Below are 25955 nucleotides of genomic sequence, written 5' to 3' on the forward strand. Positions count from 1 at the left end.
GACTCTGGGAGGGGCCATGACGGACGCGGGAAGACGGCGGCGCATCGCGGCGTGGGTGCTCGGACCGGTGGGGCTGGTGCTCCTGGCCGGTGCGGTGGTGACGTCACGGACGGGCTACACGACGGGCACGGTGTCGAGCGCGGCCATGGAGCCCGCCTACTCCCCCGGCGAGCGGCTGCTGTTCGAGCGGATCGGGGCGGGCGAGGTGCGGCGCGGCGACGTGGTGCTGATCGACGGGCAGAGCCGCTACCAGGGCGGGCCGGTGCTGGAGCGCGTGATCGGCAAGGGCGGCGACCGGGTCGCGGAGCGGCGCGGCGGACCGGTGACGGTGAACGGCGAGGAGCTGTCCGAGCCGTACGTGAAGGACGGGGACCCGTCGGGCGGGGCGCCCGCGTTCGACGTCACGGTGCCCGAGGGGCGGCTGTTCCTGCTGGGCGACCACCGCGCGGACTCCATGGACTCCCGCTACTTCCTCCGGGAGCGGTCGGGCACGCTGCCTGCCGCGGGCGTCCGGGCCCGCGTGCTGGAGGACCGTACCGGCCCCCTGCTGCTGGCCCTGGCGGCGCTGTTCGGCTTCGCGTCGGCCGTCACCGGCCTGGTGCTGGGCATCGTGGCCCGGGCCGCGCGCCGCCGCGGGCGCGGCCCGGCCGTGCCGCCGTCCTGGGGCCCCGTACCGCCGACGCCCTAGAGGGGCGCCGAGGACGCGGCGCCTGCGGTCGTGCGGGTGGTGCCGCTGGTGTCTCGCGCCCTTCGGGCGAAAGGACGCGGGCTGCGGACGGGAGGGTGGGGGGCGGGGCTTCACCGCAGGGTGCGGGCCGGTGGGTCGCGGGGGTTCCGGCGCCGGAGCGGGGTGCCTTTCCCGTGGTGCGGGTCTCGTTGCCGTCCGCGGGTGCAGACGGCCGCTTCCACGCCTACTCCTGGTGGTGGACGCGCCCGCCGTGACCGGCGTCTGCGGCTGATTCGAGGTGCTGATGAGGGGTGGGCGGGACATCGGGCTCGCTTCGCCGACATGGTCGGCGGAACAGAGCCCGATCTGTGAGCCCGAGAAGATCGGGCCCGCTTTCACCGACTGTGTCGGCGAAACAGAGCCCGATCTCGGCAGACCACCCGCCAGAGCCCCTCACCTGTCGGGGAATCACCCGCAGCCGCAGGTCACGGCAGGCGCGCCACCCACGAACGGTGGGCGTGGCCACCAGCCATCTCTACCCGTGGACGGCAACGAGACCTGAGCCCATGAGCAACGAGACCCGCTCCGGCGCCTGAACCCCCGCCAAGCACCCACCCGCACACCGCCACGAAGCCCCGCCCCCACCCTCCCGTCCGCAGCCTGCCTCCTTGCGACCGAAGGGAGCGAGACGGCGCGACAGCCGAACACCGGCAGCACCACGCCCCGCTCGGGTACCCCTACAACCCGTCGACGTCGAAGCGGGACAGCCGCGAACCACCGCCGCGTGAGGCGCGGTCGAGCAGCGCGCTCAGCACGCGGCGCCCCGGGGTGAGCCGTGCGCGGGCCCGCGGCGGGAGGTCCCACAGGGTGCGGGAGTCACGCAACCGCAGCCCCCAGGCGGCCAGTTCGCCCGGGTCGTCGCAGCTCCAGCCGACGTCGACGGCGCGCCGGCGGCGGGCCTCCGCGGAACCGACGGTGTCCATCAGGAGGACCGAGCCGGGGAACCGGTCGCGGATGACGTCGACGGCGGAGCGGGCGCCGTCCTCGGTGAGGTAGATGAGCACGGCCTCGGAGACGAAGAGGTACGGGCCGGGGGCGGCCGCGACGGCCGCCGCCCACTCCGGTTCGGCCGCGGAGCCCGCGACCATGCGTCGGCGGTCGTGTTCCGCTAAGAGCTCGCGGCGCAGCGCGATGACGTCCGGCAGGTCGATCTCGACCCAGGTGGCGGTGCCGTTGTCGAGCCGCTCGTAGCGGGTGTTGAGGCCGGCGCCGATCTCGACGACGGTGCCCGCCGGGTGCTCCTCCAGGAACTCCCGTACCCAGTCGTCGAGTACGACGCCGCGGAACACGGGGCCGAGCAGCGTCAGCCGGCCGCCGACGCGCGTGAGGTCGCGGTCGAGGGCCTCGGCCACCTCCACCGACCGGGGGTCGCTGGTCAGCGGACGTCGGCGGCGCGTCTCGGCCGCGCGCGCCCGCAGCGGTATGAGCAGGGTCTCCTGGACCCGGCCGAGTTCCACGCGGCGACGCTCCACCCCGGCACCGTACCGCGGTTCACGCGCCGCGCAGGGCGTCCGCGAGGGGGCCGTCGCCGGTGATCTCGGCGCCCCCGTCCCGCAGGGCGCCGGTGATGCCGCGGACGGCTCCCGGAGGCAGTGCCACGACCGCGTCGGGGCGCTTGGCGGGGCCGTCGGCGTACGAGGGGGTCCCGCCGCCGAGTTCGATGTGGAAGGCGCCCTCGTCGAGGCGGACCTCCACGACCCCCGCGGGGACTCCGGGGAGCGCGGCGAGGTGCCTCATGAGGGGCACGGCGGCCCAGTGCGCGCGGACGGCGTCGGTCGGCCGGGGGTCCCGCAACTCCGGCGCGCCCCATTCGGCGAGGGCACCGAGTACGCCGAGCAGTTCCCTGCCGCGCGGGGTGAGTTCGTAGACGTACGCGGCACCGGGCGGCGCGAGGCGGCGGCGGGTGACCAGGCCGTCGCGCTCCATCTCCTTGAGCCGGGAGGCGAGGACATCGGTGCTGACGCCGGGCAGGTCGGCGTGGAGGTCGGTGTACCGGCGGGGGCCCGCCAGCAGCTCCCGGACGATCAGGAGCGTCCAGCGCTCCCCGACGGTGTCCAGGGCCCGGGCGACGGAGCAGTACTGGTCGTAACTTCGGCGCGGCATGATCCCCAGTGTAGACAATGAGTTGGACTTTCCAAGCGCGTACTTGGTAAAACCAAGGAGAGCAGCGCACCGGGCAGGACCGCGGGACCGGATCGGGAGGCCGTCGCATGGAGTACAAGCAGTCGGGCAAGCTGGCCGACGTCTGTTACGAGATCCGGGGTCCGGTGATCGAGCACGCCAACGCACTGGAGGAGGCAGGGCACAGCGTCCTGCGGCTCAACACGGGCAATCCGGCGCTGTTCGGGTTCGAGGCGCCCGAGGAGATCCTTCAGGACATCATCCGCACGCTCCCCGCGTCGCACGGCTACAGCGACTCGCGCGGCATCCTGTCGGCCCGCCGCGCGGTGGCCCAGCACTACCAGGAACGCGGGCTCGCCGACGTCGGCGTGGACGACGTCTTCCTCGGCAACGGGGTCTCGGAGCTGGTGCAGATGGCCGTCCAGGCCCTCGTCGACGACGGCGACGAGGTGCTGATCCCGGCGCCCGACTTCCCGCTGTGGACGGCCGTGACGAACCTGGCCGGCGGCAAGGCCGTGCACTACCTCTGCGACGAGCAGGCGGAGTGGTTCCCCGACCTCGACGACATCGCATCCAAGATCACCAGCCGTACGCGGGCGCTCGTCATCATCAACCCCAACAACCCGACGGGTGCGGTCTACCCCCGCGAACTGCTCGAGGGGATGCTCGACCTGGCGCGCCGCCACCACCTGGTCGTCTTCGCCGACGAGGTCTACGACAAGATCCTCTACGACGACTCCGTGCACCACTCCGCGGCACAGCTCGCCCCCGACGTGCTGTGCCTGACCTTCAGCGGACTGTCCAAGGCGTACCGGGTGGCCGGCTTCCGCTCCGGCTGGCTGGTCGTCACCGGGCCCCGGCAGCACGCCAAGAGCTACCTCGAAGGCCTGACGATGCTGGCCTCGATGCGGCTGTGCCCCAACGTCCCGGCCCAGCAGGCGATCCAGGCCGCGCTCGGCGGCCGGCAGAGCATCAAGGACCTGATCCTGCCCGGAGGACGGCTGCACGAGCAGCGCGACAAGGCTTGGGAGAAGCTGAACGAGATCCCCGGCGTCAGCTGCGTCAAACCCAAGGGCGCGCTCTACGCCTTCCCCCGGCTGGACCCGAAGGTGCACCGGATCCACGACGACGAGAAGTTCGTGCTCGACCTGCTGCTGCGCGAGAAGATCCAGGTCGTCCAGGGCACCGGCTTCAACTGGCCGCGCCCGGACCACTTCCGCATCCTGACCCTCCCCCGCGCCGACGACCTGGACGCCGCCATCAGCCGCATCGGCCGCTTCCTGGCCGGCTACCGGCAGTAGCCCGGATCCCGGGCCGGGTTCCCGGAAGGGAAGCGGGGGCGGGAAGAGGGTGCGCTGGGATTCCTTTTACAGAGGAGCGAAGAGAAGGAAGCACACCACGGAGCCGCCCCCGCGTGCCGCTCACCCTAGCGGGGAGAGACGGGTCGGCCGCATCCCGTTTTCGTGCGGCCCGAGCCCCGGACCGAGATCGGTGTAGGGGGCAGCACTCCCGCGGGCGGGGGTTTTCCCCACTCCCTGGGGAGGAGAAACCCGCCGCCGGTTCACCTGTCAGCCGGATGGGGCGGTGTCCCGCGGGCCCATAGCGTCGAGGACGAGGCGGTGGTGAGGTCCACCGCCCGGCTTCGAGGGGGTTCGCAACCGTGGCAAGCGCACACGGCAGGGCACGTACCGCGGGGACGGTACGCGGGCAGGGCATCGCCGCCGCCATGGGCGGCTGGAGCGCCCGGCACCGCTGGACGGCGGTCGGGAGCTGGCTGCTCTTCGTCGTACTCGCGCTGGTCATCGGCTCGATGGCCGGGCGGGTCGACCTGACGGACCGGGAGGAGGTGCCCGGGGAGTTCGGGCAGGCGGTCGCCATCCTGGACGACGCGGGGCTGAACGACGGACCGGCCGGCGAGATGGTGCTGGTCCAGGCGGCCGGGGGTTCCCTGAAGGCCACCGACCCGGCCTTCCGCGCCGTGGTCGGGGAGGTCGTCGCCGCGGTCGAGGGCACCGGCGAGGTCGCCTCCGTCGAGTCGCCGTACGACGCCGGGGCGATCTCCGAGGACGGCCGGTCCGCACTGGTGAGGTTCGACATGCGCGGCGACCCGCAGACGGCGCCCGACCGGGTCGAACCGGTCGTCGAGGCCGTCAGCGGCGTCCAGGACAAGCACAAGGACCTGAAGGTCGAGCAGTTCGGCGCGGCCAGCTCGGAGAAGGTCTTCAACGACGCCTTCGGCAGCGACTTCCAGCGCGCCGAGTACTCGGCGCTGCCGGTCGCGCTCGGCATCCTGCTGATCGCCTTCGGCGCGCTGGTGGCGGCGCTGCTGCCGGTGCTACTGGCGATGACGGCCTTCCTCGCGACGACCGGCCTGGTGGCCGTGGTGAGCCACACCGTCCACATGAGCGACACCGCCAACTCCGTGATGCTGCTGGTCGGTCTGGCGGTCGGTGTCGACTACTGCCTGTTCTACCTGCGGCGCGAGCGCGAGGAGCGGGAGGCGGGCCACGACGCGCAGACCGCGCTGCGGATCGCCGCGGCCACCAGCGGCCGGGCGGTGCTGGTCTCCGGCGTGACGGTGATCGTCGCGATGGCGGGCATGCTCTTCACCGGCATCGGCGACTTCAAGGCGATGGGCCTGGCCACGATGATGGTGGTGGCCGTGGCGATGTTCGGCTCGGTCACGGTGCTGCCCGCGCTGCTCTCCCTGCTGGGCGAGCGGGTCGAGAAGGGCCGGATCCCCTTCCTGCGCCGCCGGGGCAAGGGGACGGGCGGGGAGTCCCGCGTCTGGCGGGCGATCCTCGGGGGCGTACTGCGTCGCCCGGTGGTGGCCGCGGCCGTCGCCGGCGGGGCGCTGGTCGCGCTGGCCGTCCCGGCGGTCGGCCTGAACACCGCCAACCTGACGCTGAGCCAGGAACTGGGTGACGGCCTGCCGATCGTCCGGGCGTACGAGGACATCAACAAGGCCTTCCCCGGCGGCCCGGACCCGGCCCAGGTCGTCGTCAAGGCCTCGGACATCACCTCGCCCGAGGTGCGTCAGGCCATCGACGCCTTCTCCCGGGCGGCCGTGGCCGAGGGCGCCTCCCCCGGCCCCGTGGAGACCGAACTCCACGAGAAGGAGGGCGTCGCCGTCCTGAAGGTGCCGCTGACGGGCGGCACCGACGAGGAGAGGGCCGAGGCCTCGCTGAAGGTCCTGCGTGACGAGGTGCGCCCGGGCACCCTGGGCGAGGTGGCCGGCCTGACGGCGCCGATCGGCGGCTCGACCGCTGCGTCGATGGACTTCACCGACAAGATCGGCGACTCGGTGCCCCCGGTGTTCGCCTTCGTCGTGGCCTTCGCCTTCCTGCTGATGCTGCTCTCCTTCCGGTCGCTGACCATCGCGATCACCTCGATCGTGCTCAACCTGCTGTCGGTGGGCGCCGCCTACGGCATCCTCACCATCGTCTTCCAGCACGGCTGGGGCGCCGGCCTGGTGGGCGCCGAGGGCGTGGGCGCCATCGTGGCCTGGCTGCCGCTCTTCCTGTTCGTGATCCTCTTCGGGCTCAGCATGGACTACCACGTGTTCGTGGTCTCCCGGATCCGCGAGGCGCGGATGCGGGGGCTGACCACGCAGGGCGCGATCCGGCACGGCATCACGACGACCGCCGGTGTGGTCACCAGCGCGGCGGTCATCATGGTGGCGGTCTTCGCGATCTTCGGCACGCTGTCCATGCAGAGCATGAAGCAGATGGGCGTGGGCCTGGCCGCGGCGGTGCTCATCGACGCCACCGTCATCCGCGGTGTGCTGCTCCCGGCGGTCATGTCCCTGCTGGGCGAGCGCAACTGGTATCTGCCCAAGTGGCTCAGCTGGCTGCCGGACATGACCCACGACGAGGCAGGCGTCGCGCCCGCCCCGGTGCGGCAGGCGACCGCCCCCGCACCGGTCGAGCCTTCGGGTGTGGGCCGCTGACGCGGCAGACCCCCGTGAGCACGATCCGGCCCGGCCCCCGACGCCACGGGGGCCGGGCCGCGGCGTACCGGCTGCCCGCTCAGGGCCCGCCAGGGGACTGCGCCGCGGTCAGCCCTCGGCGCCGGGGCGCGGCGCTATGGCCCCGCTCCCCGGGCCCTGCGCCGCGGATGCGGCCGGGGCCGTGGCCGCACCCGCGGAGCCGGCGGTCCGGAACGGGTCGAGGACGGGTGCCGGACCGCGCACCGCGAACGGCGCGGTCCGGTCGGGATCCGAGAAGAGGTCTCGCTCATCGCCTGAATTCGACATGCCTGCAGCGTATCCCGTGTTCGAATATTTGTGCGATCCCCCGAAAGGGTCAACGCCCCTGCGACCCGAACCTCCGCACCTGCGCGCCCGCCCCCGGCTCGTACGCCCGCCACGGCCCGCGCCCCTCGTCCTTCCCGCCACCCTCCCCGCCGTCCGGGCGGCCGGTCGCCACGAACGAGGCGAGCGCCCCGCCGAAGGCCCGGGCGAGAGCGCGGTCGGACTCGTCCACCGGGCCGAGCATCGGCGCCTCGGCGAAGGCCTCGAAGTTGCCGAAGAGGAAGGGGATTTCGGAGCAGTGCGTGGCACCCAGGGTGCCGTCGTCCCCGGGCGGGCGCCGCGTGAAGCGGTAGGCGTACGCGGGCCGGCCGCGCTCCGCGCAGCGGGACGCGATGTCGGTCACCCCGGCCCCGAAGACCCGCTCGGTGGCGCCCTCAACGGGGAAGCCGGCCGGCGAGGCGGCACGGAAGGCCGTGATCTCGTCCTGCGTGCTGCCCAGCAGGACGTCCGTGCCGTCCAGACCGCCCGCGGCCACCGCCGCCAGCGGGGCGACCGGCAGGCCGGCCCCGCCGAGCACCGGGTACATCTGCGGTGCGACCTCGCCGGGCCGGGCGCGCTCGGCCGACAGCCGCCCGTACGCCGACACCAGCCGTTCCGCCGGCATCTCCCGCAGTTCCGACGGGTGCCTGACACCCCGAAGGCGCAGATAGGCGGCGGCGACCTCGGCCGCCTCGGCCGGCTCCTGCGGTGCGAGCCCCCACGGCCCGCTCTCGGCGATCACCCGCCGTACGAGGGGTCGCGTCCCGGGGTCGGCGGCGAGGCAGAGCGCGCAGTACGCCCCGGCCGACTGCCCTCCCACGGTGATCAGCGCCGGGTCGCCGCCGAAGGACGCGATGTTGTCGCGCACCCAGTACAGCACCGCGGCCTGGTCCCGGCTGCCCAGGTTGTTCGCACCGATCTCCGGCAGGTACAGCCAGCCCAGCGGGCCGAGGCGGTAGTTGGCCGTGACGACGACGATGCCGCCGAGGGCGGCGAGCCGCGCGCCGTCGTACCAGTCCCAGCCGCCGGAACCGGTGGTGAAGCCGCCGCCGTGGAACCACACCAGCACCGCCCGGGGGGCGGCGCCGGGCTCGAGCGCCCCCTCGGGACTCCACACGTTGAGGGTGAGGCAGCCCTCCTCGTCACCGTGCGTCTCGTGCGGGCCCGTGACGACCGCCAGCCGGGACGGCCCTTGCGGCACGTCGGGGCCGGCGTGGGCGGCGTCGCGGACGCCGGGCCAGCCGGTGGGCGGGGCGGGCGGGGCGAACCGCAGCGCGCCGACCGGCGACGCCGCGTAGGGGATACCGCGGAAGGCCGCCACCCCCCGCTCCCCGGTCACCCCGCGCACGGAGCCCCGCTCCGTGGCGACCACCGGCCGCCGCTGTCCTTCGGTCCCGCTCTCGCTCTCCATGGCAGCCGGTCTACCGGCAACGGGCGTCCGGTGGCCACGACCCGCCCGGCCGACGCGGCGGCAAGGGTGCCCGAAGCCGCCCGGACTGCCGAACGCGCGCCCTGTGCGGCCGCTGCCGTCAGGCCGATGGTGCGCCGGGCGCCCCGGCGGCCTCCCCCGCTCCTCCCTGGGCGGCTGCCACCGCCGCCGCCTCCGCGGCCAGGCGCTCCTGCTCCTTGCCGCGGGCTGCGGCGCGCCGTCCGTAGAGGACCGTCCAGGCGATGAGGGCACCGGTGACGGCGTACGACAGGACCGAGTTGACCGTCACCATGGTGGCGGTCGACAGTCGGTAGGAAAGGCTGACCCTGAAGAGGGCCTCCAGGACGTAGCCGACGCCCCAGACGACGGTCATGGTGCGGATGACATGGCGGAAGCCCGCGTACTGCCACAGCCCGTCGAACCGCTCGGCGCCCTCCTTGGTGCCGTCGGTGCCGAACTTCCGCCCGAAGTAGAACATCAGCGGCCGTGGCGCGAGCAGGCTGGCCAGGCAGACCACCCCGAACAGGCCGGTGACGGCGGAGTCCTTGACCAGCAGCAGGCGCGTGGAGTGCGGCCCCACGACGGTGACGACCGCAGTGATCACCAGGAAGACGAGGGTGATGACGGCGAACTCGTCCGCCTTGCGCCGCCAGGCGAGCGTGATGGCGGTGTCGAGCACCGGCCACACGCCGGAGGCGAGCAGGGCGGAGAACTCGCTCCAGCCGGCGTCGGTGAGCCGGCCGTAGGTGAGGACGGGCAGGACGATGTTGAAGGTGATGGTGAGCGCCCAGCCGAGCGCGGACGACGTGCCTGATCGTTCGGACACGGCTTTCCCCCCGTAGTAGTTGCCGAAGCCGCAGGGGAACATATGCGCGACGCCGCCGCCCGGCCGGGAACTTTGCCCAGCCTTTAGGACGGCGGCGCCATGAGATGCCGCCGGGGCCCGGCACCGGCTCAGTCCTCCGGGTGCGGCTCCCCCGCGAAGGCGGCGGCGAGCCGCAGCCAGGGGGCGGCCTCGGCCTCGCGGCCCTGCCGCTGGAGGGTGCGGCCCAGCATCAGGTGCGCGTAGTGCTCGACCGGGTCGCGCTCGACGACCACGCGCAACTGCTCCTCGGCGCGGCCGAGCTGGGCGGAGTGGTAGTAGGCGCGGGCGAGCAGGAGGCGCGGGGCGACCTGCTCGGGCACCTCGTCGACGACGGCCGTGAGCAGCCGGGCCGCCTCGGTGTACTCCTTGGCCTCGAAGTAGAGCCCGGCGCGCGCCCAGCGCTCCGCCGTGGTCTCCTCATGGGAGGCGTAGGACCCCTGGGTGGTGACGGTGTTCACGCGAGCTCCTCTCCGGGTGCGGTGTGCGGCATGCGGCCGGCCGGCTCCAGTCCGAACCGGCCCCGCTCGAAGTCCTCGACGGCCTGGATGACCTCGGCCTTGGTGTTCATGACGAACGGGCCGAAGTGCGCGACCGGTTCGCGGATCGGGCGGCCGCCCAGGATCAGGACGTCCAGGGCGGGGGTGCGGCTGTCGGGGTGGTCGGTGGCCTCCAGGGTCAAGGTGTCGCCGCTGCCGAACACGGCCATCTGGTGCGCGTCCAGCGGGCGTCGTTCGGCACCCGCGGTGCCCCGCCCCGACAGCACATAGGCCAGGGCGTTGAAGTCCGGCCGCCAGGGCAGGACCAGACGCGCGCCGGGGCTGACGGTGGCGTGCACCAGCGTGATCGGGGTGAAGGTGCTCCCCGGTCCCGCGTGTCCCGCGACCTCGCCGGCGATGACGCGGACCAGCGCGCCGCCGTCGGGCGAGGACAGCAGCGCGGACTCCGGGCCCTCGATGCTCTGGTAGCGGGGCGCGTTCCACTTGTTCGCCCGCGGCAGGTTCACCCACAGCTGGACGCCGTGGAACAGCCCGCCGGAGACGACCAGGTCCTCCGGCGGCGCCTCGATGTGGAGGATGCCGCTGCCGGCCGTCATCCACTGCGTGGCGCCGTCGGTGATGGTGCCTCCGCCGCCGTGCGAGTCCTGGTGGTCCATGCGGCCGTCGATCATGTACGTGACGGTCTCGAAGCCGCGGTGCGGGTGCCAGGCGGTGCCCTTGGGCTCGCCGGGGGCGTACTCGACCTCGCCCATCTGGTCCATGTGGATGAACGGGTCGAGCTCCCGCGTCGGCACGCCCGCGAAGGCGCGGTACACCGGGAAGCCCTCTCCTTCGAAGCCCTGCGGTGCGGAGGTCACCCGGCGGACGGGACGCTGCTGCGCCGTCACCGGGTCGGGTTCGGCGACCCGGGGCAGCAGCAGGGTGTTCTCCACGGTCACGGCAGGCATGACGCCCTCCTCGGCGGTCCCGGCGGGCCCGGTCCGGACCCGCACGGTCGATTTAACATTCAACCAACCGGATCCATTCCGCCCGCCCGGCCCCGCCTCCGACGACGTCCCACCGCCCCCGCGCTCCCCCGCCGCCGGTGGCCTCAGAAGCCGAAGCGCGGGCGCTCGCCCTCCGGTACCAGGTCCACGTACTCGGGGTGCTTGCCGATCCACCCGCGGATGAACGGGCAGAAGGGCAGCACCGCGAGCTCGCGCTCACGGGCGGCGTCCAGCGCGGCGCGGGCGAGGGCGCCGCCGAGGCCGCGGCCGCCGAAGCGGGGGTCCACCTCGGTGTGGATGAACGCGATCTGGTCCCGGTACAGGTGGTACTCGGCGAAGCCGGCCACCTCCTCGGCACCGCCCTCCTCCGCCGCGTCGAAGATCTCGAAACGGGACTTGCCGGGGTTGTCGGCGACGCGCAGTGCCATCGTCTCTCCTACTCGGGCCGCAGGGCGGCCAATTGCTGCTCGAACGGAACGACCGTATCCACCGCGGTCACGGTGGCCGACGGCCGTGTCACCAGGAGCGCCGCCAGCTCGCCCGCGGCGCGGGCGACACGGGTCGGCAGGGTGTCGGTGAGCGCGTCGCCGCTGCCGCCCCAGTCCTCCGACGCCGCGTACACGGCGGTCGGGACGACCACGGCCCGCAGGAAGGCGAAGAGCGGCCGCAGGGCGTGCTCCAGCGCCAGCGAGTGCCGGGCGGTGCCGCCGGTGGCGGCGATGAGCACGGGCTTGCCGGACAGCGCGTCGTTGTCGATGACGTCGAAGAAGGACTTGAACAGCCCGCTGTACGAGGCCGAGAAGACCGGCGTCACCGCGATCAGGCCGTCTGCCCCCGTCACGGCCGCGACGGCCTCCGCCAGGGCGCGGCCGGGGAAGCCGGTGACCATGTTGTTGGCGATGTCCACGGCCAGGTCGCGCAGTTCGACCACGCGGACGTCGACCGTACGGCCGCCGTCCGCGACGGCCCGCCGTACGGCCTCGGCGAGACGGTCGCCGAGCAGCCGCGTGGACGACGGCGTGCTCAGGCCCGCCGAGACGACCACGAGCTTCAGGGGCGCGGCGGTCACTTCGCGGCCTCCTTCTCCTTGCCCTCCAGGGCCCGCGCGTCACGGCGCGCGACCAGCGAGGCGTGCGTCGGGGCCTCCGGCACGTCCGCGGGACGGCCCTTGGCGAACTCCTCCCGCAGCACCGGCACGACCTCCTCGCCGAGCAGGTCGAGCTGCTCCAGCACGGTCTTCAGCGGCAGTCCCGCGTGGTCCATCAGGAACAGCTGGCGCTGGTAGTCGCCGGCGTACTCGCGGAAGGCCAGCGTCTTCTCGATGACCTGCTGCGGCGAGCCGACGGTCAGCGGGGTCTGCTCGGTGAAGTCCTCCATGGACGGGCCGTGCCCGTACACCGGCGCGTTGTCGAAGTACGGCCGGAACTCGCGGACGGCGTCCTGCGAGTTCTTCCGCATGAACACCTGGCCGCCCAGGCCGACGATGGCCTGCTCGGGGGTGCCGTGGCCGTAGTGCGCGTAGCGCGTGCGGTACAGCTCGACCATCCGCTTGGTGTGGTCGGCCGGCCAGAAGATGTTGTTGTGGAAGAAGCCGTCACCGTAGTACGCGGCCTGCTCGGCGATCTCCGGCGAGCGGATGGAGCCGTGCCACACGAAGGGCGGCACGTCGTCCAGCGGCCGGGGCGTCGAGGTGAAGCCCTGCAGCGGGCTGCGGAAGCGGCCGGACCAGTCGACGACGTCCTCACGCCACAGCCGGTGCAGCAGCGCGTAGTTCTCGATCGCCAGCGGGATGCCCTGCCGGATGTCCTGCCCGAACCAGGGGTAGACCGGTCCGGTGTTGCCGCGGCCCATCATCACGTCGACGCGGCCGCCGGCCAGGTGCTGCAGCATCGCGAAGTCCTCGGCGATCTTCACCGGGTCGTTCGTGGTGATCAGCGTCGTCGATGTGGAGAGGACCAGCCTCTCCGTGCGGGCGGCTATCCAGCCGAGCATGGTCGTCGGGGACGAGGGCACGAACGGCGGGTTGTGGTGCTCGCCGGTCGCGAAGACGTCCAGCCCCACCTCCTCGGCCTTGAGCGCGATCGCCGTCATGGCCTTGATCCGCTCGTGCTCGGTCGGCGTCCTGCCGGTCGTGGGGTCCATGGTCACGTCACCCACGGTGAAGATCCCGAACTGCACCGGCTTCACCCTCCTCCGTCGTCTCACCAATATTCGTTGAGTATTCAACCATCCTTTTCAACCGGATGCCCCATCGGGCTATTCCGCCCCCGCCCCGCCCCGGCGCCCCACGGGCCCGGCGACCCGGGCCACGGCGTCTTCCGGGCCGTTCGCGGGGCCCTCGGCGCGGGCGCGGACATGGGACTGCACGGAATCGGAACCGAGGGGGCCGTGCTCGCCGCGACGGATCGCTCACCGCTCCTCGACATGGCTCGGCGCGTCGACGGGGACGACTTCATGTCGGTGATCAAAGTGCACGTCAACGGCTTTGTCGTCACCCACACCCAGGTCAAGGTGTCGGTCCGGCTGTGACGGGGCCGGTGAGCGAGAGCGGATGCCGCGACGCCGCGATCGGTGCACCGCGCCGGGGTCGTGGGCCGCTCACGAACCACCTGCGGGGGACGCGGGGCGGTCCGGACACGGACGGTCGACCGTAGCGGACCGCGTGAGGGAAAGGCGAATTACGTTCACGGGTGGGTGAAAAGCGCCCTTGTGACTGGATCGGAACACCTCCGGCAGAGCACTCTCGGGGGCGCCGCCAGCCCGGCCACCGCCCCTACACCGCTCCGTGCGCCGTGCCCCGCGACGCTTTCCCGCCCGCCTCCGAGCCGAAGTCCGTTCCTGACACATGAGCCACGTGATGCTGCCCCCGAAGCCCACCACCCTTGACGCACGTTCCGCGGCGGGCCTCGTCCGGCAGTGGCGCAGGGCCGTGGAGCCGGAGGCGCTCGCCGCGGCGTACGACGCGCTGGCCGCGGCGGGGCCGCTGGTGCCGACGCCGTGGGGCGCGCTCCTGGTCACCGGGTACGAGGAGTGCCGGCAGGTGCTGACGGGGCGCGAATGGCTCACCCTCGGGGCCCGGTGGCGCGACGCCCACCGCCCCGGGTGGCGGGAGAGCGCGAGCACGGTCGGGCTGTGCGAGACGCCGCTGCAGCAGGATCCGCCGGAGCACACCGCGCGCCGCCGCCCGCTCAACGCGGTGCTGGCCCCCCGGGTCGTGCGGGAGGCGGCGGAGCGGCTCGTGGAGCCGCTCACCGAGCGCCACGTCGGGGAGTTCGCCGCGACCGTGCGCCGCGACGGCGCCGCGGACGTCGTCGCCCGGGTCTGCCGGCCGCTGCCCACCGCGGTCCTGGCGGAGATGGCCGGGCTGCCGGAGTGGATCGACCGGGGGTGGCTCGCCGCCGAGAGTGCCGCCATGGTGCGGGTGGAGGAACTCGCCGCGCCGCCCAGCGTCGTACGGCGCGCGGACGCCGCCGCGCTGGCCCTGCTCGACGCGTACGACCGCGCGCTGGCCGAGCGGCTGCGGCACCCCGCGGGGGACCTGCTGTCACGGTGGGCCGCGCAGGACCCGGCGGGGGCCCGCTACCTGCTGCTGACGCTGTTCTCCGCCGGCGTGCCCACCACGGCGGCGCTGCTGGCCGGGACGGCGCTGGCACTGACCGCCGACCCCGCGCTTGCCGAAAGGATCCGCCAGGAGCCGGGGTTCGCGGGACCGCTCACGGACGAGCTGCTGCGCTGGGACCCGCCGGGACGGGTGGTGACCCGTGTGACGGACGCGGACACAGAACTGGGCGGCCGCCCGGTGCCCGCCGGGCGGGTCGTCCACGCGCTCATCGGCGCGGCGCACCGCGACCCGGAGCGCTTCGCCGCCCCGCACGTCTTCGACCCGGACCGGCCGGCGCAGCGGCTGCTCGCCTTCGGCGGCGGCCTGCACTACTGCCTCGGGTCCCATCTGGCCCGCGCGCAGGCGCTCGCGTTCGCCCGTGCCTTCGCCCGCGAGCTGCCCGGCGCCCGGGCCGCCGCCCCGCCGGTGCGGCACGCCGGGCCGAGCATGGCCGACATCGCCCGGCTGACCATCCACTCGCCCCTCACCTAAGGGAGAACGAAGGCCAGTGACCGAAATCCAGGACGCCACGGACGCGTTCCGCAAGGACCTGTCGTCGTCGACCTTCGTGCGGGCCATGGTGGAGACGGGCGTCCGGCCCTTCTACCGCACCATGCACATGACGGGCGCCGGGGAGGCCGTCGTCGAGGGCCGGGACGTCGTCATGGCGGGCTGCAACGACTACCTGGGCCTGTCCACGGACCCCCGGGTGACGGCGGCCGCGGCCGAGGCGCTGACCCGCTACGGCGCGTCCTGCTCCGGTGCGCGCACCCTCAACGGCACCCTCCCCCTGCACGGCGAACTGGAGGGGCGGATCGCGGACTTCCTGGGCACCGAGGCGGCCGCCGTGGTCACCACCGGCTTCCAGGCGAACCTGGCGGTGGCCGCCATGATCGGCCGCGGCGACATCGTCTTCAGCGACATGTCCAACCACGCCTCGCTGGTCGACGGCATCCGGCTCGGCGCCGGGCGCCGCGTGCTGTACCCGCACTCGGACACCGCTCGGCTGGACACCCTCCTGGAGCAGGCCACGGCCGCGGAGCCGACCGCCGGCAAGGTCCTCGTCACCGACGGGATGTTCTCCATGGACGGCGACCTGTGCCGGCTCCCCGCGCTGACGGAGCTCGCCGCCCGGCACGGCGCCCGCCTCGTCGTGGACGGCGCCCACGACATCGGGCTGCTCGGCCCGGGCGGGCGCGGGGTCGCGGAGCACTTCGGGCTCATGGACCGGGTCGATCTGTTCACCGGCACCCTGTCCAAGTGCTTCGGCTCCACCGGCGGGTTCCTCGCCGGGCCCGCGCACGTCGTCGACTACCTGCGCTACAGCGCCCGTTCCATCCTCTTCTCCGCGTCGATGCCGCCCGCCGCCCTCGCCGCCGGGATCGCCGCGCTCGGCATCGCGGCGGCCGAGCCCTGGCGGCGCCGGCGCGTGCTCGCCCTGGCGGAGGCACTGCGCGCGGGACTGCGCGCGCTCGGCTACGACACGGGGGACTCGGTCACCCCGGTCGTGCCCGTCCTCATCGGGGACGCCACCACGTGCGCGCTCATGTGGCAGGCGCTGCTCGACGAGGGCGTGTTCACCAACGCGGTGGGGGCCCCCGCCGTCCCCGAGGGGCGGTGTGTGATCCGGGTGACGGTGCAGGCCACCCACTCCGACGTCCACCTGGAGCGGATCCTGGACGCCTTCGCCGCCGCCGGCCGCCGGGTCGGCCTGGTCCCGGAGCTGCCCGCGCAGGCGGTGGCCCGGTGAACGCGGTCACCGTCACCCCCGTCGAGGACCGCGCCGCCACGACGGCCTTCGTCCGGCTGCCGTACGCGCTCCACCGCGACGACCCGTACTGGGTCGCGCCGCTGGAGCGGGAGATGCGCGCCTTCCTCGACCCGCGCCGCAACCCCTTCTTCGACACGGCCGAGGCGCGGCTCTTCCTCGCCCGCCGGGGGCGCCGGACCGTCGGCCGGATCGCGGCCGTCGCGGACCCCCGCTTCCAGGAGCGGCACGACTTCAGGTGCGGCCACTTCGGGCTCTTCGAGTGCGCCGACGACCTCGAGGCCGCCGGGGCCCTCTTCGACGCGGCGGCGGCGTGGCTCGCCGGGCGCGGGCTGACCCGGATGCTGGGCCCGCTCAGCTTCTCCGTCAACGACGAGTGCGGGGTGCTCGTGGACGGTTTCGACGGGCCGCCGAGCGTGGGCATCCCGTACAACCCGCCGTACTACGCGGACCTGCTGACCGGCTGCGGCTTCGGCAAGGCCAAGGACCTGCTGTCCTGGCTGGTGCCGATGCCCCCGGACGGGGAGCCGCCCGCCGCGATCGCCCGGGTCGCCGCGCGCACCCTGGCCGACCCCGCCGTGCGGGTGCGGCCGCTCGACCGGGACCGCTACGAGGACGACATGGCCGCCATCAAGGACATCTACAACGACGCCTGGGCCGAGAACTACGCCTCCGTCCCGCTGACCGACGCCGAGTTCCTGCACATGGCCGCGCAGCTGAAGTCGGTCGTCCACCCGGAGCTGGTGCGGATCGCCGAGGTGGACGGGGAGCCCGCCGCCTTCACCCTGTGGGTGCCCGACGTGAACCAGGCGCTGCGCGCCGCACGGGGCAGGCTGACCACCTGGGGACTGCCGATCGGCATGCTGCGGATCAGCCGGGCGATGGGGCGCATCACCCGCGTCAGGGGCGGTACGTCGGGCGTGCGCAAGGAGCACCGCAGCCGCGGGCTGGTCGCGGTGCTGCTCGCCGACGCGCAGCGCGCAGCGTTCCGGCTCGGCTACACCGAGACCGACCTGTCCTGGATCCTGGAGGACAACCGCGGCTCCAACCGGCACGCGCAGGCCATGGGCGGGGTGCACTTCAGGACGCACCGGCTGTACGAGCGCGACGGCGGGGGCCTGCGGTGAGGTACCTCGTGACCGGCGCCACCGGCTTCGTCGGCGGCCACCTCGTACGCCATCTCACCGCCCGCGGCCACGAGGTGACCGCGCTGGTGCGCGGCGGCCGCGACGTGCCCGGCGCCCGCAGCGTCCCCGGCGACCTCGTCACCGGCGCCGGGCTGGCCGCCGCGCTGCGGGGCGTGGACCGGGTCGTCCACCTGGCGGGGGTCACCAAGGCCGGCGACCCGCGGGTCTACGCGGCCGTCAACGCCGCCGGGACGCGGCGGCTGTGCGAGGCGGCCGCGGCGCTCGCCGTGCCGCCCCGCCTGGTGTACTGCTCGTCGCTGGCCGCCTCCGGCCCCGGGCGGCGACGCCACGAGGACGCTCCGCCGGAGCCGGTCTCCGCGTACGGGCGCAGCAAGCTCGGCGGCGAGTGGGCGGTGCGGGACGCCGCGGACCGGCTGCCGGCGGTCGTGGTCCGGCCGCCGATCGTGTACGGCCCCGGCGACCCGGAGTTCCTGCCGCGGCTGGTGGCGGCGGTGCGCACGGGCCTGCTGCCCGCCGTCGGCCGGCCCGGGCCGCGGCACTACTCGCTGATCCACGTCGACGACCTGTGCCGGGCGCTGATCACCGCCGCCGATCCCGGCGCCACGGAGGTCGGCACCTACCACGTGTGCGACGGCACCGAGCACCGCTGGGAGGACATCGGCGCCGCCGTCGCGGCCGCGCTCGGCCGCCGCGCGCCGCGGGTGGTCCACATCCCCGGGCCGCTGGCGATGGCCGCGGCGCGGCTGTTCGGCCGCGCGTCGGCGCTCAACCCCGACAAGGTCGCCGAGGCGCTGCATCCCGCGTGGACCTGCGCCCCCGGCGGCCGGCTCCCGTACCGCCCCGCCGTCACGCTCCCCGAGGGGCTGCGCGGCGCCCTGAACCGCTGACCGCCCCGCGAGGAAGGGGGAGCACCCCGTGCGCCGCCGACTGTCCCCGTACGAACGCGTCATCTGGGCCGCCGGTGAGCGGCTCCCGGTCAACATCGCCGCCGTGGCCCGCGTCGAGGGCCGCACCACGCCCGGGCGGGTCCGCGCGGCCGTGGCCGCCGTCCGGCGCCGCCACCCCCTGCTCGGCGTCCGCGTCGCCGACCCCGGGTGGTGGCAGGGACGGCTGACCACGGCCGGGGTGCCGGACCCGGGGGTGCGGGTGGTCAGGGACGCCGGCGCGGGCGCCTGGTCCCGCGTGGTGGAGGAGGAGCTCCCGCGGCCCTTCGACACCCGCAGCGGTCCCCTCGCCCGCTTCGTGCTCGTCGACGCGGGCGAGGCCTTCGACCTCGTCACCGTCTACCACCACCTGGTCGCCGACGCCGTCTCCGCGGGCGTCGTCCTGCGCGACCTGCTGACCCACCTGGGCGGGCCGGACCCGGCGGAGGCTCCGCCGCCCGGCTCGGGACCGGTGCCGGTGCTGGCGGCGCCCGCGGACGAGCTGATCCCGGGCCCGCGCGCCCGCCCCGGGGACCTGCTGAGGACCGCCCGCGCCCTGGGCGGGCCCGTACGGCCGCCGTACCCCCCGGACGGACGGCTCGCCTATCGCGCGTGGTCGCTGGAGCGCGAGGATACGGAGCTGCTGCTCAAGCGGTGCCGGGCGCAGGGCGCGACGCTGCAGGGCGCCCTGTGCGCGGCCTTCGCACGGGCCGCCGCGCCGGGCCGCCCGGCCCGGATCGCGGTCGCCGCGGACCTGCGCCGGGTGCTCGAACCGCCGCCCGGGGAGGCCATGGGCCTGTACGCGGCGAGCTTCGTCGTCCCCGTGGACGGCGCGGCAGACGACCTGTGGGCGGCCGCGCGCGAGGCCAGGACCGGGATCCACGCCCGGCTCACCCCGCAGGAGCTGCGGCCGCTCGTACGCGTCTTCCGGCTGACCTCGTTCCTCCCGCACCGCGCCGTCGGCGCCCTGCTGCGACGCGGCGAGTCGCGCGGCCCCCGGTTCGACGTGTCCGTGAGCAACACCCGCCTGGACCTCCCCGAGGCGTACGGGCCGCTGCGGCTGGCCGCCGTCCACGGCGCGGCGCACACCAGCCTGTCCGGGGCTCCGCTGGTGATCGTGGTGGGGCTGGGCGGGCGGCTGTTCCTCAGCGTGACGTCCACGGCGGGCGAGGAGGCGGAAGCGCTGTGCCGGCGGGCCATGGACCATCTGCTGTCCGCCGAGTGAGGTCCGCGGACGGATAGCGGCGGGCTCAGCGGGTATCGGAAGGGGGTGGCACGCACCGTGGGAGTGGAAGAAGAGCTTCTCCTGGTGGACGCTCGGTCCGGCGAACCGCGCGCGGTGGCGGACGCGGTGCTGGACGGCGGCCCCTGGTCCCGGGAACTGGTGGCCGAGCTGCAGCAGCAGCAGCTCGAACTGAACAGCTCCCCCTGCGCAACCCTCGACCAGCTCAGGGAGGAGCTGCGCGCCTGGCGCCGAAGGGCGGCCGGCCTCGCCCGCTCGGAGGGCGTCGCGGTGGCGGCGCTGGGGACCTCCCCCGTGGCGGTGCCGCCCCGGCTCACCCCGAGGGGCCGCTACCGCAGGATGGCCCAGGCCTTCGGCCTCACCGCGCAGGAGACCCTGACCTGCGGCTGCCACGTCCATGTGGGGGTGGAGTCGGACGAGGAGGGCGTCGCCGTCGTCGACCGCATCCGCCCCTGGCTGCCGCCGCTGCTGGCGCTCAGCTCCAATTCGCCGCTCTGGCAGGGCGCCGACACGGGGTACGCGAGCTACCGCTACCAGGTCTTCGGCCGCTGGCCCACCGCGGGGCCGACGCGCGGTTTCGGCTCCGCCGAGGGGTACCGCGCCGCGGTGTCGCGGCTGCTGGCCACGGGGATCCTGATCGACCAGGGCATGCTCTACTTCGACGCCCGGCTCTCGGCGAAGTTCCCCACGGTGGAGGTGCGCGTCTGCGACGTGTGCCCGGAGTACCAGGACGCGGTGGTGCTCGCCGCGCTCGTCCGCGGCCTGGTCGAGACCGCCGCCCGCGAGTGGGCCGACGGCCGCCCGGCGCCCGACGACGATCTGGCCCTGCTCCGGCTCGCCTCCTGGCGCGCCAGCCGCTCCGGGCTGGACGGCGCCCTGCTCGATCCGCGCACCTTCCGCCCGGCGGGCGCGCACGACGTCGTCGAGACCCTGGTCGCCCACGTCGAGGACGCCTTGAAGGACGCGGGCGACCTGTACACCGTGCGCGCCGGCATCGACCGCCTGACCTCGCAGGGCTCCGGCGCACGCCGGCAACGCGAGGTGTACGCCCGCGGCGGCGGCACCGCGGTCCTGCGCGACGCGGTGCGCCGTACGGCGGCGTGACCCGCCCGAACGGACCGCGCGGACGCGGCGGGCCGGCCTCGCCCTACGCCGGAGCGGGGGGCGGTCGCGGGTGGCGCGCTATCCTGCCGCGACGTCGGCGAGGGGGATCGGGGGCGGCTGATGACGGACGCGCGGGCGGCCGTGGACCGCATGCTGACGCGCTTCGGGCTGGCGGAGACGCCGGGCACCGCGCGCCTGGTCGACGGTGCCGGCACGACGCCCGGAAGCCTGCTCGAGGCGGCGGAGGGCCTGCTGCGGGAATCGTGGCGGGGCGGGGACGGACGGGCCCCGGCCGCCGCTGCGCTCGCGCTGATGGTGCTGGGCCTGGACACGGCGGCGCGCGACGATCCGTCGCGTGCCCGGCTCGTCCTGCATCTGCAGCTGGCCGACCGCACCCTCGCGCAGGTGCACGGCGACTTCCGTACCGCCCCCGAGGTCCGCCATCACCTGGGGGCGCAGACCCAGCACCGCCCGCCCGACGACCTCGTGGCGGTCGCGGCCGTCTACCCGTCGGGCCCCGCGCAGCAGCCGTTCCGGCCGGCGGACCCCCTGGAGGGCAGGGTGGCGGAGCTGCTGGCCACGCTGCCCCCGGAGGATCTGAGCCGCCCCGGGCTGCTGGCCCGGCTCGCGCACTCCGCGCTCGTCCGGTACGAGTGCGGGGCCACGGAGGAGTTGCCGGCGCTGTGGGCGCGCGCCCGGGAGGCCTTCGAGGCGGTCACCCCCGGGCACGTCGACGCCCCGGACGCGGGCCGGGTGGCGGTGCTCGCCGGGGTCGCCCGGGTCCGGGCGCATCCGCGGGACCGGGAGGCGGTGGACGTCGCCGTGCGGGGCGGTCGGCTGGCGCTGGCCGCGGCGAGCGGGCGCACCATGGGCGGGCTCCGGGACCGGCACGAGATGCGCAGCGTCCACTTCGCGCTGGCGGTGGCACTGATGTGCACGCTGCCCTGGGCACCGGCCCGCGCGACGATCGACGAGGCGATGGGTCACCTGGAGGCGTACCGGGCCGAGGGCCTGCCGGACGAGGACGGCGCCTACGAGGTGAACGCGGCCTCGCTGCTGGCCGCCCGCGCGGTCGTCACCTGGGAGGTCGCCGACGCCGCCGAGGCGGAGCGGATGCTGCGCGCGCTCCTGGAGCGGCTGCCGCCGGGCCATCCGCTGCTGCCGCACATCGCGGAGAAGGCCGCCGCGGTGGGCGAACTCCGCGGCAGGATGCGGCTCCTGCCGCGGGCCCTGGGCTCGGTGGCGACCCGGTTCCTGCCGATGATGGTGCGGTTCGCGCCCGCGCTGCCACCGGTGCGGTTGCGGACGCCCCTGCCACGGGGCGGCGTCCTGACCGGCCCCGCTCCCCCACCGGAACCGGTGCCGGAACCTGTGCCCGAAGCGGTGCCGGAACCGGAAGCGGCGCCCGGGCCGGAACCGGGGGACGACGCGGGCGACGACCTCCTCACGCGCTTCGCCTCGGCCTTCCCCGTCCCTCCCGACCTGCAGCCCCTGCTGCGGGCCGTGGCCAAGGGCCCCGGCACACCCCAGGGCATCGATCCCGCCTTCCTCGCCGACGCCGAGCGGCGGTTGCGCGGGGCACTGGAGCGGACGGAGGCCGGGAGCCCCGAACGGGCGCAGACGGCGGGCCTGTTGATGGCGCTCATCGCGATGCGCTACACGGCCGACCAGGACGCGGCCGTGATCGAGGAGGCGGCGGCGCTCGGCGACCGCGTCCTGGCCGAACTCCCCCACGGCTCCCCGGAACACGCCCGCCTGCTCCTCACCTCGGCGCCGTGGCAGCACATGCGGGCGGTGCTCGCCATGGACGCCGCCGCACTGCGCGCCTGCTGCGCGGAACTGCGGGCGGCGCTCGACCTGCTGCCCGACGACGCGCCGGAACGCGCCGCGGGCGAGGCCGAGTACGCCAACGCGCTCACCAACCTCGCCGGGCTCACCCAGGACCCCGTCCTGTCCGCCGAGGCCCGCCGCAGGATCGCCGACGCCTCGCGGCGCGTGGAGCGGACCCCGGGCCTGACGGACCTGCTGGGCGGGATGGTGGCCTCGTACGGCCACTGGGCGGACTACACCGACGCCACGGTCCGCGGGGACGGGCGGGCGGCGCGGGCCGCCGAGGTCGCGTTCGCGGCGGAGCCCGGCGGCGAGATGCCCGCGCTGCGGTTCGAGGTGGCGCGCATCGCGATGGCCGACGCGCTGGAGCACCACGACTGGGCGGCCGCCGCCGACGCGGCGGCCCGGGCGCTGGAGACCCTGCCGTCGGTGGCCTCCCGCGCTCTGACCCGGGAGGACCGCCGGGCCTTCGTCGGCGGCGCGCTGCTCGGCCGCCGGTACGCCATGGCGCACCTGCGCACGGACGGCGGCGACCCGGCGGAGGCGGGCCGGCCCGACCCGCTGACGGGCACCAGCCTGGGCCGTACCGGCTGCGCCGCGGCGCTCGCCGCGGGGCGGCCAGCGCAGGCGCTGGCGCTGCTGGAGCAGGGCCGGGCGGTGCTGATGGGCCAGGACCTGGAGGCCCGCGCCGATCTGACCGCCCTGTCCGCGGCGCATCCCCTGCTGGCCCGGGAGTTCTCCGCGCTCGCGGGACGGCTGCGGCGGGCCGAGGCGGGCGAGGACTTCATGGAACGGCACGTCGCGGCCGCCGAGTGGGAGGCGCTGCTGATGCGCGTCCGCGGTACCGCGGGTTTCGAGCGGTTCCTGATGCCGCCCACGGAGCGGGAGATGAGGGACGTGGCCGCACAGGGGCCGGTCGTCGCCGTCAACGTGGACCGGCTGCGCTGCGACGCGGTCGTCGTCACCCGGGAGCGGATCTTCTCCGTGCCGCTGCGGGAACTGACGGAGGGACAGCTCGCCCTGCGCGCACAGGAGTTCCTGGCGGCCGTGAGTCTGCCGCGGAACGCGCCCGAGGAGGAGCACGACCGCGCCCGCGAACTCGTGCTGGACACCCTCGCCTGGCTGTGGCGCACGGTGGCCGAGCCGGTGCTCACCGCCCTCGGCCTCACCCGCCCGCTCCCCGCGGACGCCCCCGCGTCGGCCGCGCCCCGGCTGTGGTGGTCGGCCTCGGGACCGCTGGCGTACCTGCCGCTGCACGCCGCCGGGCTGCAGCGCAAGCACCAACTGCCCGACGGGCGGAGCGTCCTGGACCGGGTGGCCTCCTCCTACACCCCCACCCTGCGCGCCCTGCGGCACGCCCGGCAGGTCTCCTCCGGCCGCACCGGGGGACGGCTGCTCGCCGTGGGCCGCCCCACCGGAACGGCGGGCTCCGCGGGCGCCTCGGCCCGTGAGATCGCCGCGATCGCGGACGCGCTGGGCGGCGTCCGCGCCCTCGAGGGCGAGGCGGCCACACCCGAACGCGTCCTCGCGGCCCTGCGCACGGCGCGCTGGGTGCACTTCGCCTGCCACGGCGTCAGCGACCCGCGGGACCCGTCCGCCAGCCGCCTGCTCCTGCACGGCGGCCCGCTGAGCGCCGGGGACGTCTCCCGGCAGGAACTCCTCTACGCCGAACTGGCGGTGCTGCTGGCCTGCCACACCGCCCACACCGGGCAACTGCCCGACGAGGCGGTCCACCTCGCCTCGGCCTTCCAGACCGCCGGCTACCCGCAGGTCGTCGGCGCCCTCTGGGAGGCCGACGACGCGGTCTCCGCGCTCCTGGCCGCCCGCCTGTACGCCGCGCTCCGCGCCCCGGCGCCCGGTGCCGTCGCCCCCGCCGACGCGGGCCGCGCCCTCAACCACGTCGCCCGCGCCCTGCGCACCCGCTACGCCCGCTCCCCCGCGGTCTGGGCCCCCTTCGTCCACATCGGCCGCTGAGCCCACCGCGGCCGGGGGTCAGGCGCCGCCGAGCAGCCCGGCCAGGACCGGGTGCACGCGGGCCGGGTCGACGGTGGTCACCGTGTACGTGGCGACCCCCGCGGTCACCAGGGGGTCCTCCGCGGCGATCCGCTCGACCGTGCGGCGGTCCGTCCCGCGGGCGAGGATCACCCCGCCCTGGGACGAGGGCACCGTCTGCCCGGAGAGCAGGAAGGTGCCGGCGCGGTGGTGACGTTCCAGGAAGGCCACATGGGCGGCGACGAACGGCCCGGCGTCCTCTTCCGGTCCGGTGTACGTCAGGAACAGCAGGTGCAGCATCCGCGTCCGATCTCGTGGCGGCGGGCCGGGCGGCCCGGCACATCATGGCGGCGTCCGCTCCGGCGGCGTCACCTGCGGCGGCGCAGCACCAGGTCGAGCTCCCGCCAGGTCGCCGGGGCGACGGGCCCCGGCGGGACGGGGATCCCCACCGCGCGGGCGACGGAGCGCAGGCGCAGGTCCACGACGGCGTCGACGAGGTCCGCGAGGGCGAAGAGGCGTTCGCGGCCGAGCCACCAGGCGGCGAGGACGACCACCGCGCCCGCGACGAGGGCGGGCCACCACCCGGTGACGCAGGCCAGCGCCGTGTAGAGCAGGCCCCATCCGCACAGCCGGGTGGACGCCTCGAAGGCGCCGGCCGCCGTACGGATCTCCCCGCGGTCGGCCTCCGTCGCCGCCAGCCACAGCCGCGGCCAGACCGCCGTGAAGGGCACGGCGTAGTACGCGCCGACGCGGTGCTCCAGGGCGTGCATCCGGTCGCCCATGCGGGTGGGACGGGCCGGGGGCAGGGGTGCGATCCGGTCCCGGCGCGCCTCGGCCGCGCGGGCGGCGGCCAGTTCGCCCTCGTCGCCGTCGCGTTCGTGGTTCCGCAGGTGGGCGGCGACCTCCGCGTCGGCGCGTGCACGGCGGGCGCGGCGGCGCCGCACGAGCCGCTCCCCCGCCCCGCCGGGCCAGGGCCCGAGCCAGAGCACCTGGACCGCGCGGGCCAGGGCCTGCACCGCCAGGCCCGGTACGACGGCGAGCAGCAGCGCGGCGACCAGGGCCAGGAAGAGCCCGGCCCCGCCGTGGACGTCGGTCCAGTCCGCGTAGCGCTCGACCTCGCGCAGCAGACGGCCCACGTCGAACGGCCGCCCGCCACCCAGCACATGGGCGGCCCAGGCGGTGCCCAGGAAGAGCGACCCGGGCAGCGCGAGCAGGGAGACCCAGCGCTCGGCGAGCTTCCCGCCGATCTCGTCCAGCAGACCCGCCACCGCGCTACGACCCGCCTTCCGGATCCCTGCGGCCTCGCGCCGGCCGGCGCGCGCGTCCGCCCCGAAGCCCTGGAGTGCCGGCCACCGGCACCGGCTGCTCCCCGCGCCGTACGGCTGCGCGCACCGGACGCTCCTCCTCTTCCCCCGCGGGGACCCGCACGG

At 75.1% G+C, this 25955-nt stretch carries 23 protein-coding genes; 11 read left to right on the forward strand and 12 right to left on the reverse strand.

Annotation, left to right across the window (positions count from 1 at the left end; all coding sequences use genetic code 11):
- Positions 1 to 16 precede the first annotated feature (16 nt).
- Complete coding sequence (gene lepB, locus CHF15_RS07995; RefSeq protein ID WP_245938718.1) at positions 17 to 688, forward strand: signal peptidase I; 672 nt, start codon at positions 17 to 19, stop codon at positions 686 to 688.
- A gap of 716 nt (positions 689 to 1404) precedes the next feature.
- On the opposite strand, the gene CHF15_RS08000 is transcribed toward lepB, so the two are convergent.
- The gene (locus CHF15_RS08000; protein ID WP_089222936.1) at positions 1405 to 2199 is read right to left on the reverse strand and encodes a class I SAM-dependent methyltransferase; all 795 of its coding nucleotides are present in this window, start codon (positions 2197 to 2199) and stop codon (positions 1405 to 1407) included.
- A gap of 19 nt (positions 2200 to 2218) precedes the next feature.
- Positions 2219 to 2830: a winged helix-turn-helix transcriptional regulator gene (locus CHF15_RS08005; protein ID WP_375815373.1), complete on the reverse strand. Its 612-nt coding sequence runs from the start codon at positions 2828 to 2830 to the stop codon at positions 2219 to 2221.
- 107 nt (positions 2831 to 2937) lie between these two features.
- Here CHF15_RS08005 and CHF15_RS08010 point away from each other — a divergent pair, with 107 nt between their 5' ends.
- Together CHF15_RS08010 and CHF15_RS08015 are read left to right on the forward strand one after the other, a co-directional pair.
- A complete protein-coding gene (locus tag CHF15_RS08010; protein ID WP_089222937.1) occupies positions 2938 to 4149 on the forward strand; it encodes a pyridoxal phosphate-dependent aminotransferase in 1212 nt (403 codons plus the stop codon).
- A gap of 425 nt (positions 4150 to 4574) precedes the next feature.
- Complete coding sequence (locus CHF15_RS08015) at positions 4575 to 6797, forward strand: MMPL family transporter (protein WP_089222938.1); 2223 nt, start codon at positions 4575 to 4577, stop codon at positions 6795 to 6797.
- Between the two features lie 108 nt (positions 6798 to 6905).
- Here CHF15_RS08015 and CHF15_RS44350 read toward each other — a convergent pair whose 3' ends face one another.
- The 8 genes from CHF15_RS44350 to CHF15_RS08050 form a co-directional block, all read right to left on the reverse strand.
- Complete coding sequence (locus tag CHF15_RS44350; RefSeq protein ID WP_143681537.1) at positions 6906 to 7103, reverse strand: hypothetical protein; 198 nt, start codon at positions 7101 to 7103, stop codon at positions 6906 to 6908.
- Positions 7104 to 7152: 49 nt separating this feature from the next.
- Positions 7153 to 8550, reverse strand: coding sequence for a carboxylesterase family protein (locus tag CHF15_RS08020; RefSeq protein WP_089222939.1), 1398 nt, complete (start codon positions 8548 to 8550; stop codon positions 7153 to 7155).
- A 118-nt stretch (positions 8551 to 8668) separates the two neighbouring features.
- Positions 8669 to 9394, reverse strand: a complete 726-nt coding sequence (locus tag CHF15_RS08025) for a VC0807 family protein (protein ID WP_245938719.1) — start codon at positions 9392 to 9394, stop codon at positions 8669 to 8671.
- Between the two features lie 128 nt (positions 9395 to 9522).
- Positions 9523 to 9891: a tetratricopeptide repeat protein gene (locus CHF15_RS08030; RefSeq protein WP_089222941.1), complete on the reverse strand. Its 369-nt coding sequence runs from the start codon at positions 9889 to 9891 to the stop codon at positions 9523 to 9525.
- Positions 9888 to 10877, reverse strand: a complete 990-nt coding sequence (locus CHF15_RS08035; protein WP_089223128.1) for a pirin family protein — start codon at positions 10875 to 10877, stop codon at positions 9888 to 9890. The genes CHF15_RS08030 and CHF15_RS08035 overlap by 4 nt, the downstream gene beginning before the upstream one ends.
- A 143-nt stretch (positions 10878 to 11020) precedes the next feature.
- A complete protein-coding gene (locus tag CHF15_RS08040) occupies positions 11021 to 11344 on the reverse strand; it encodes a GNAT family N-acetyltransferase (RefSeq protein WP_089222942.1) in 324 nt (107 codons plus the stop codon).
- 8 nt (positions 11345 to 11352) lie between these two features.
- A complete protein-coding gene (locus tag CHF15_RS08045; protein ID WP_089222943.1) occupies positions 11353 to 11985 on the reverse strand; it encodes an FMN reductase in 633 nt (210 codons plus the stop codon).
- Positions 11982 to 13094, reverse strand: coding sequence for an LLM class flavin-dependent oxidoreductase (locus tag CHF15_RS08050; RefSeq protein WP_089223129.1), 1113 nt, complete (start codon positions 13092 to 13094; stop codon positions 11982 to 11984). The genes CHF15_RS08045 and CHF15_RS08050 overlap by 4 nt, the downstream gene beginning before the upstream one ends.
- Positions 13095 to 13271: 177 nt before the next feature.
- Here CHF15_RS08050 and CHF15_RS44750 point away from each other — a divergent pair, with 177 nt between their 5' ends.
- The 8 genes from CHF15_RS44750 to CHF15_RS46375 all read left to right on the forward strand — a co-directional run bounded on the left by CHF15_RS44750 (position 13272) and on the right by CHF15_RS46375 (position 24507).
- Positions 13272 to 13445, forward strand: a complete 174-nt coding sequence (locus CHF15_RS44750) for a hypothetical protein (RefSeq protein WP_179279696.1) — start codon at positions 13272 to 13274, stop codon at positions 13443 to 13445.
- 316 nt (positions 13446 to 13761) lie between these two features.
- Complete coding sequence (locus CHF15_RS08055) at positions 13762 to 15009, forward strand: cytochrome P450 (protein WP_089222944.1); 1248 nt, start codon at positions 13762 to 13764, stop codon at positions 15007 to 15009.
- 16 nt (positions 15010 to 15025) lie between these two features.
- Entirely contained in the window at positions 15026 to 16267 is a 1242-nt protein-coding gene (locus tag CHF15_RS08060; RefSeq protein ID WP_089222945.1) for an aminotransferase class I/II-fold pyridoxal phosphate-dependent enzyme, read from the forward strand.
- Positions 16264 to 17412 carry a GNAT family N-acetyltransferase gene (locus tag CHF15_RS08065; protein WP_089222946.1) on the forward strand — a complete coding sequence of 383 codons (1149 nt, stop codon included), beginning with the start codon at positions 16264 to 16266 and terminating at the stop codon, positions 17410 to 17412. Before CHF15_RS08060 ends, CHF15_RS08065 begins: the two co-directional genes overlap by 4 nt.
- Positions 17409 to 18320 (forward strand): NAD-dependent epimerase/dehydratase family protein, encoded by a 912-nt coding sequence (locus CHF15_RS08070; protein WP_089222947.1) that lies wholly within the window; start codon positions 17409 to 17411, stop codon positions 18318 to 18320. Before CHF15_RS08065 ends, CHF15_RS08070 begins: the two co-directional genes overlap by 4 nt.
- A 28-nt stretch (positions 18321 to 18348) precedes the next feature.
- Complete coding sequence (locus tag CHF15_RS08075) at positions 18349 to 19581, forward strand: condensation domain-containing protein (RefSeq protein WP_089222948.1); 1233 nt, start codon at positions 18349 to 18351, stop codon at positions 19579 to 19581.
- A gap of 57 nt (positions 19582 to 19638) precedes the next feature.
- A complete protein-coding gene (locus CHF15_RS08080; protein WP_322975674.1) occupies positions 19639 to 20703 on the forward strand; it encodes a carboxylate-amine ligase in 1065 nt (354 codons plus the stop codon).
- Between the two features lie 120 nt (positions 20704 to 20823).
- Positions 20824 to 24507 carry a CHAT domain-containing protein gene (locus CHF15_RS46375; protein WP_089222950.1) on the forward strand — a complete coding sequence of 1228 codons (3684 nt, stop codon included), beginning with the start codon at positions 20824 to 20826 and terminating at the stop codon, positions 24505 to 24507.
- Between the two features lie 18 nt (positions 24508 to 24525).
- On the opposite strand, the gene CHF15_RS08090 is transcribed toward CHF15_RS46375, so the two are convergent.
- Together CHF15_RS08090 and CHF15_RS08095 are read right to left on the reverse strand one after the other, a co-directional pair.
- Positions 24526 to 24825 carry a YciI family protein gene (locus tag CHF15_RS08090; RefSeq protein WP_089222951.1) on the reverse strand — a complete coding sequence of 100 codons (300 nt, stop codon included), beginning with the start codon at positions 24823 to 24825 and terminating at the stop codon, positions 24526 to 24528.
- 68 nt (positions 24826 to 24893) lie between these two features.
- Positions 24894 to 25793 (reverse strand): hypothetical protein, encoded by a 900-nt coding sequence (locus CHF15_RS08095; protein ID WP_089222952.1) that lies wholly within the window; start codon positions 25791 to 25793, stop codon positions 24894 to 24896.
- Between the last annotated feature and the right edge of the window lie 162 nt (positions 25794 to 25955).

Source organism: Actinacidiphila glaucinigra (genome assembly GCF_900188405.1).
In the GTDB taxonomy this organism is placed as follows: domain Bacteria; phylum Actinomycetota; class Actinomycetes; order Streptomycetales; family Streptomycetaceae; genus Actinacidiphila; species Actinacidiphila glaucinigra.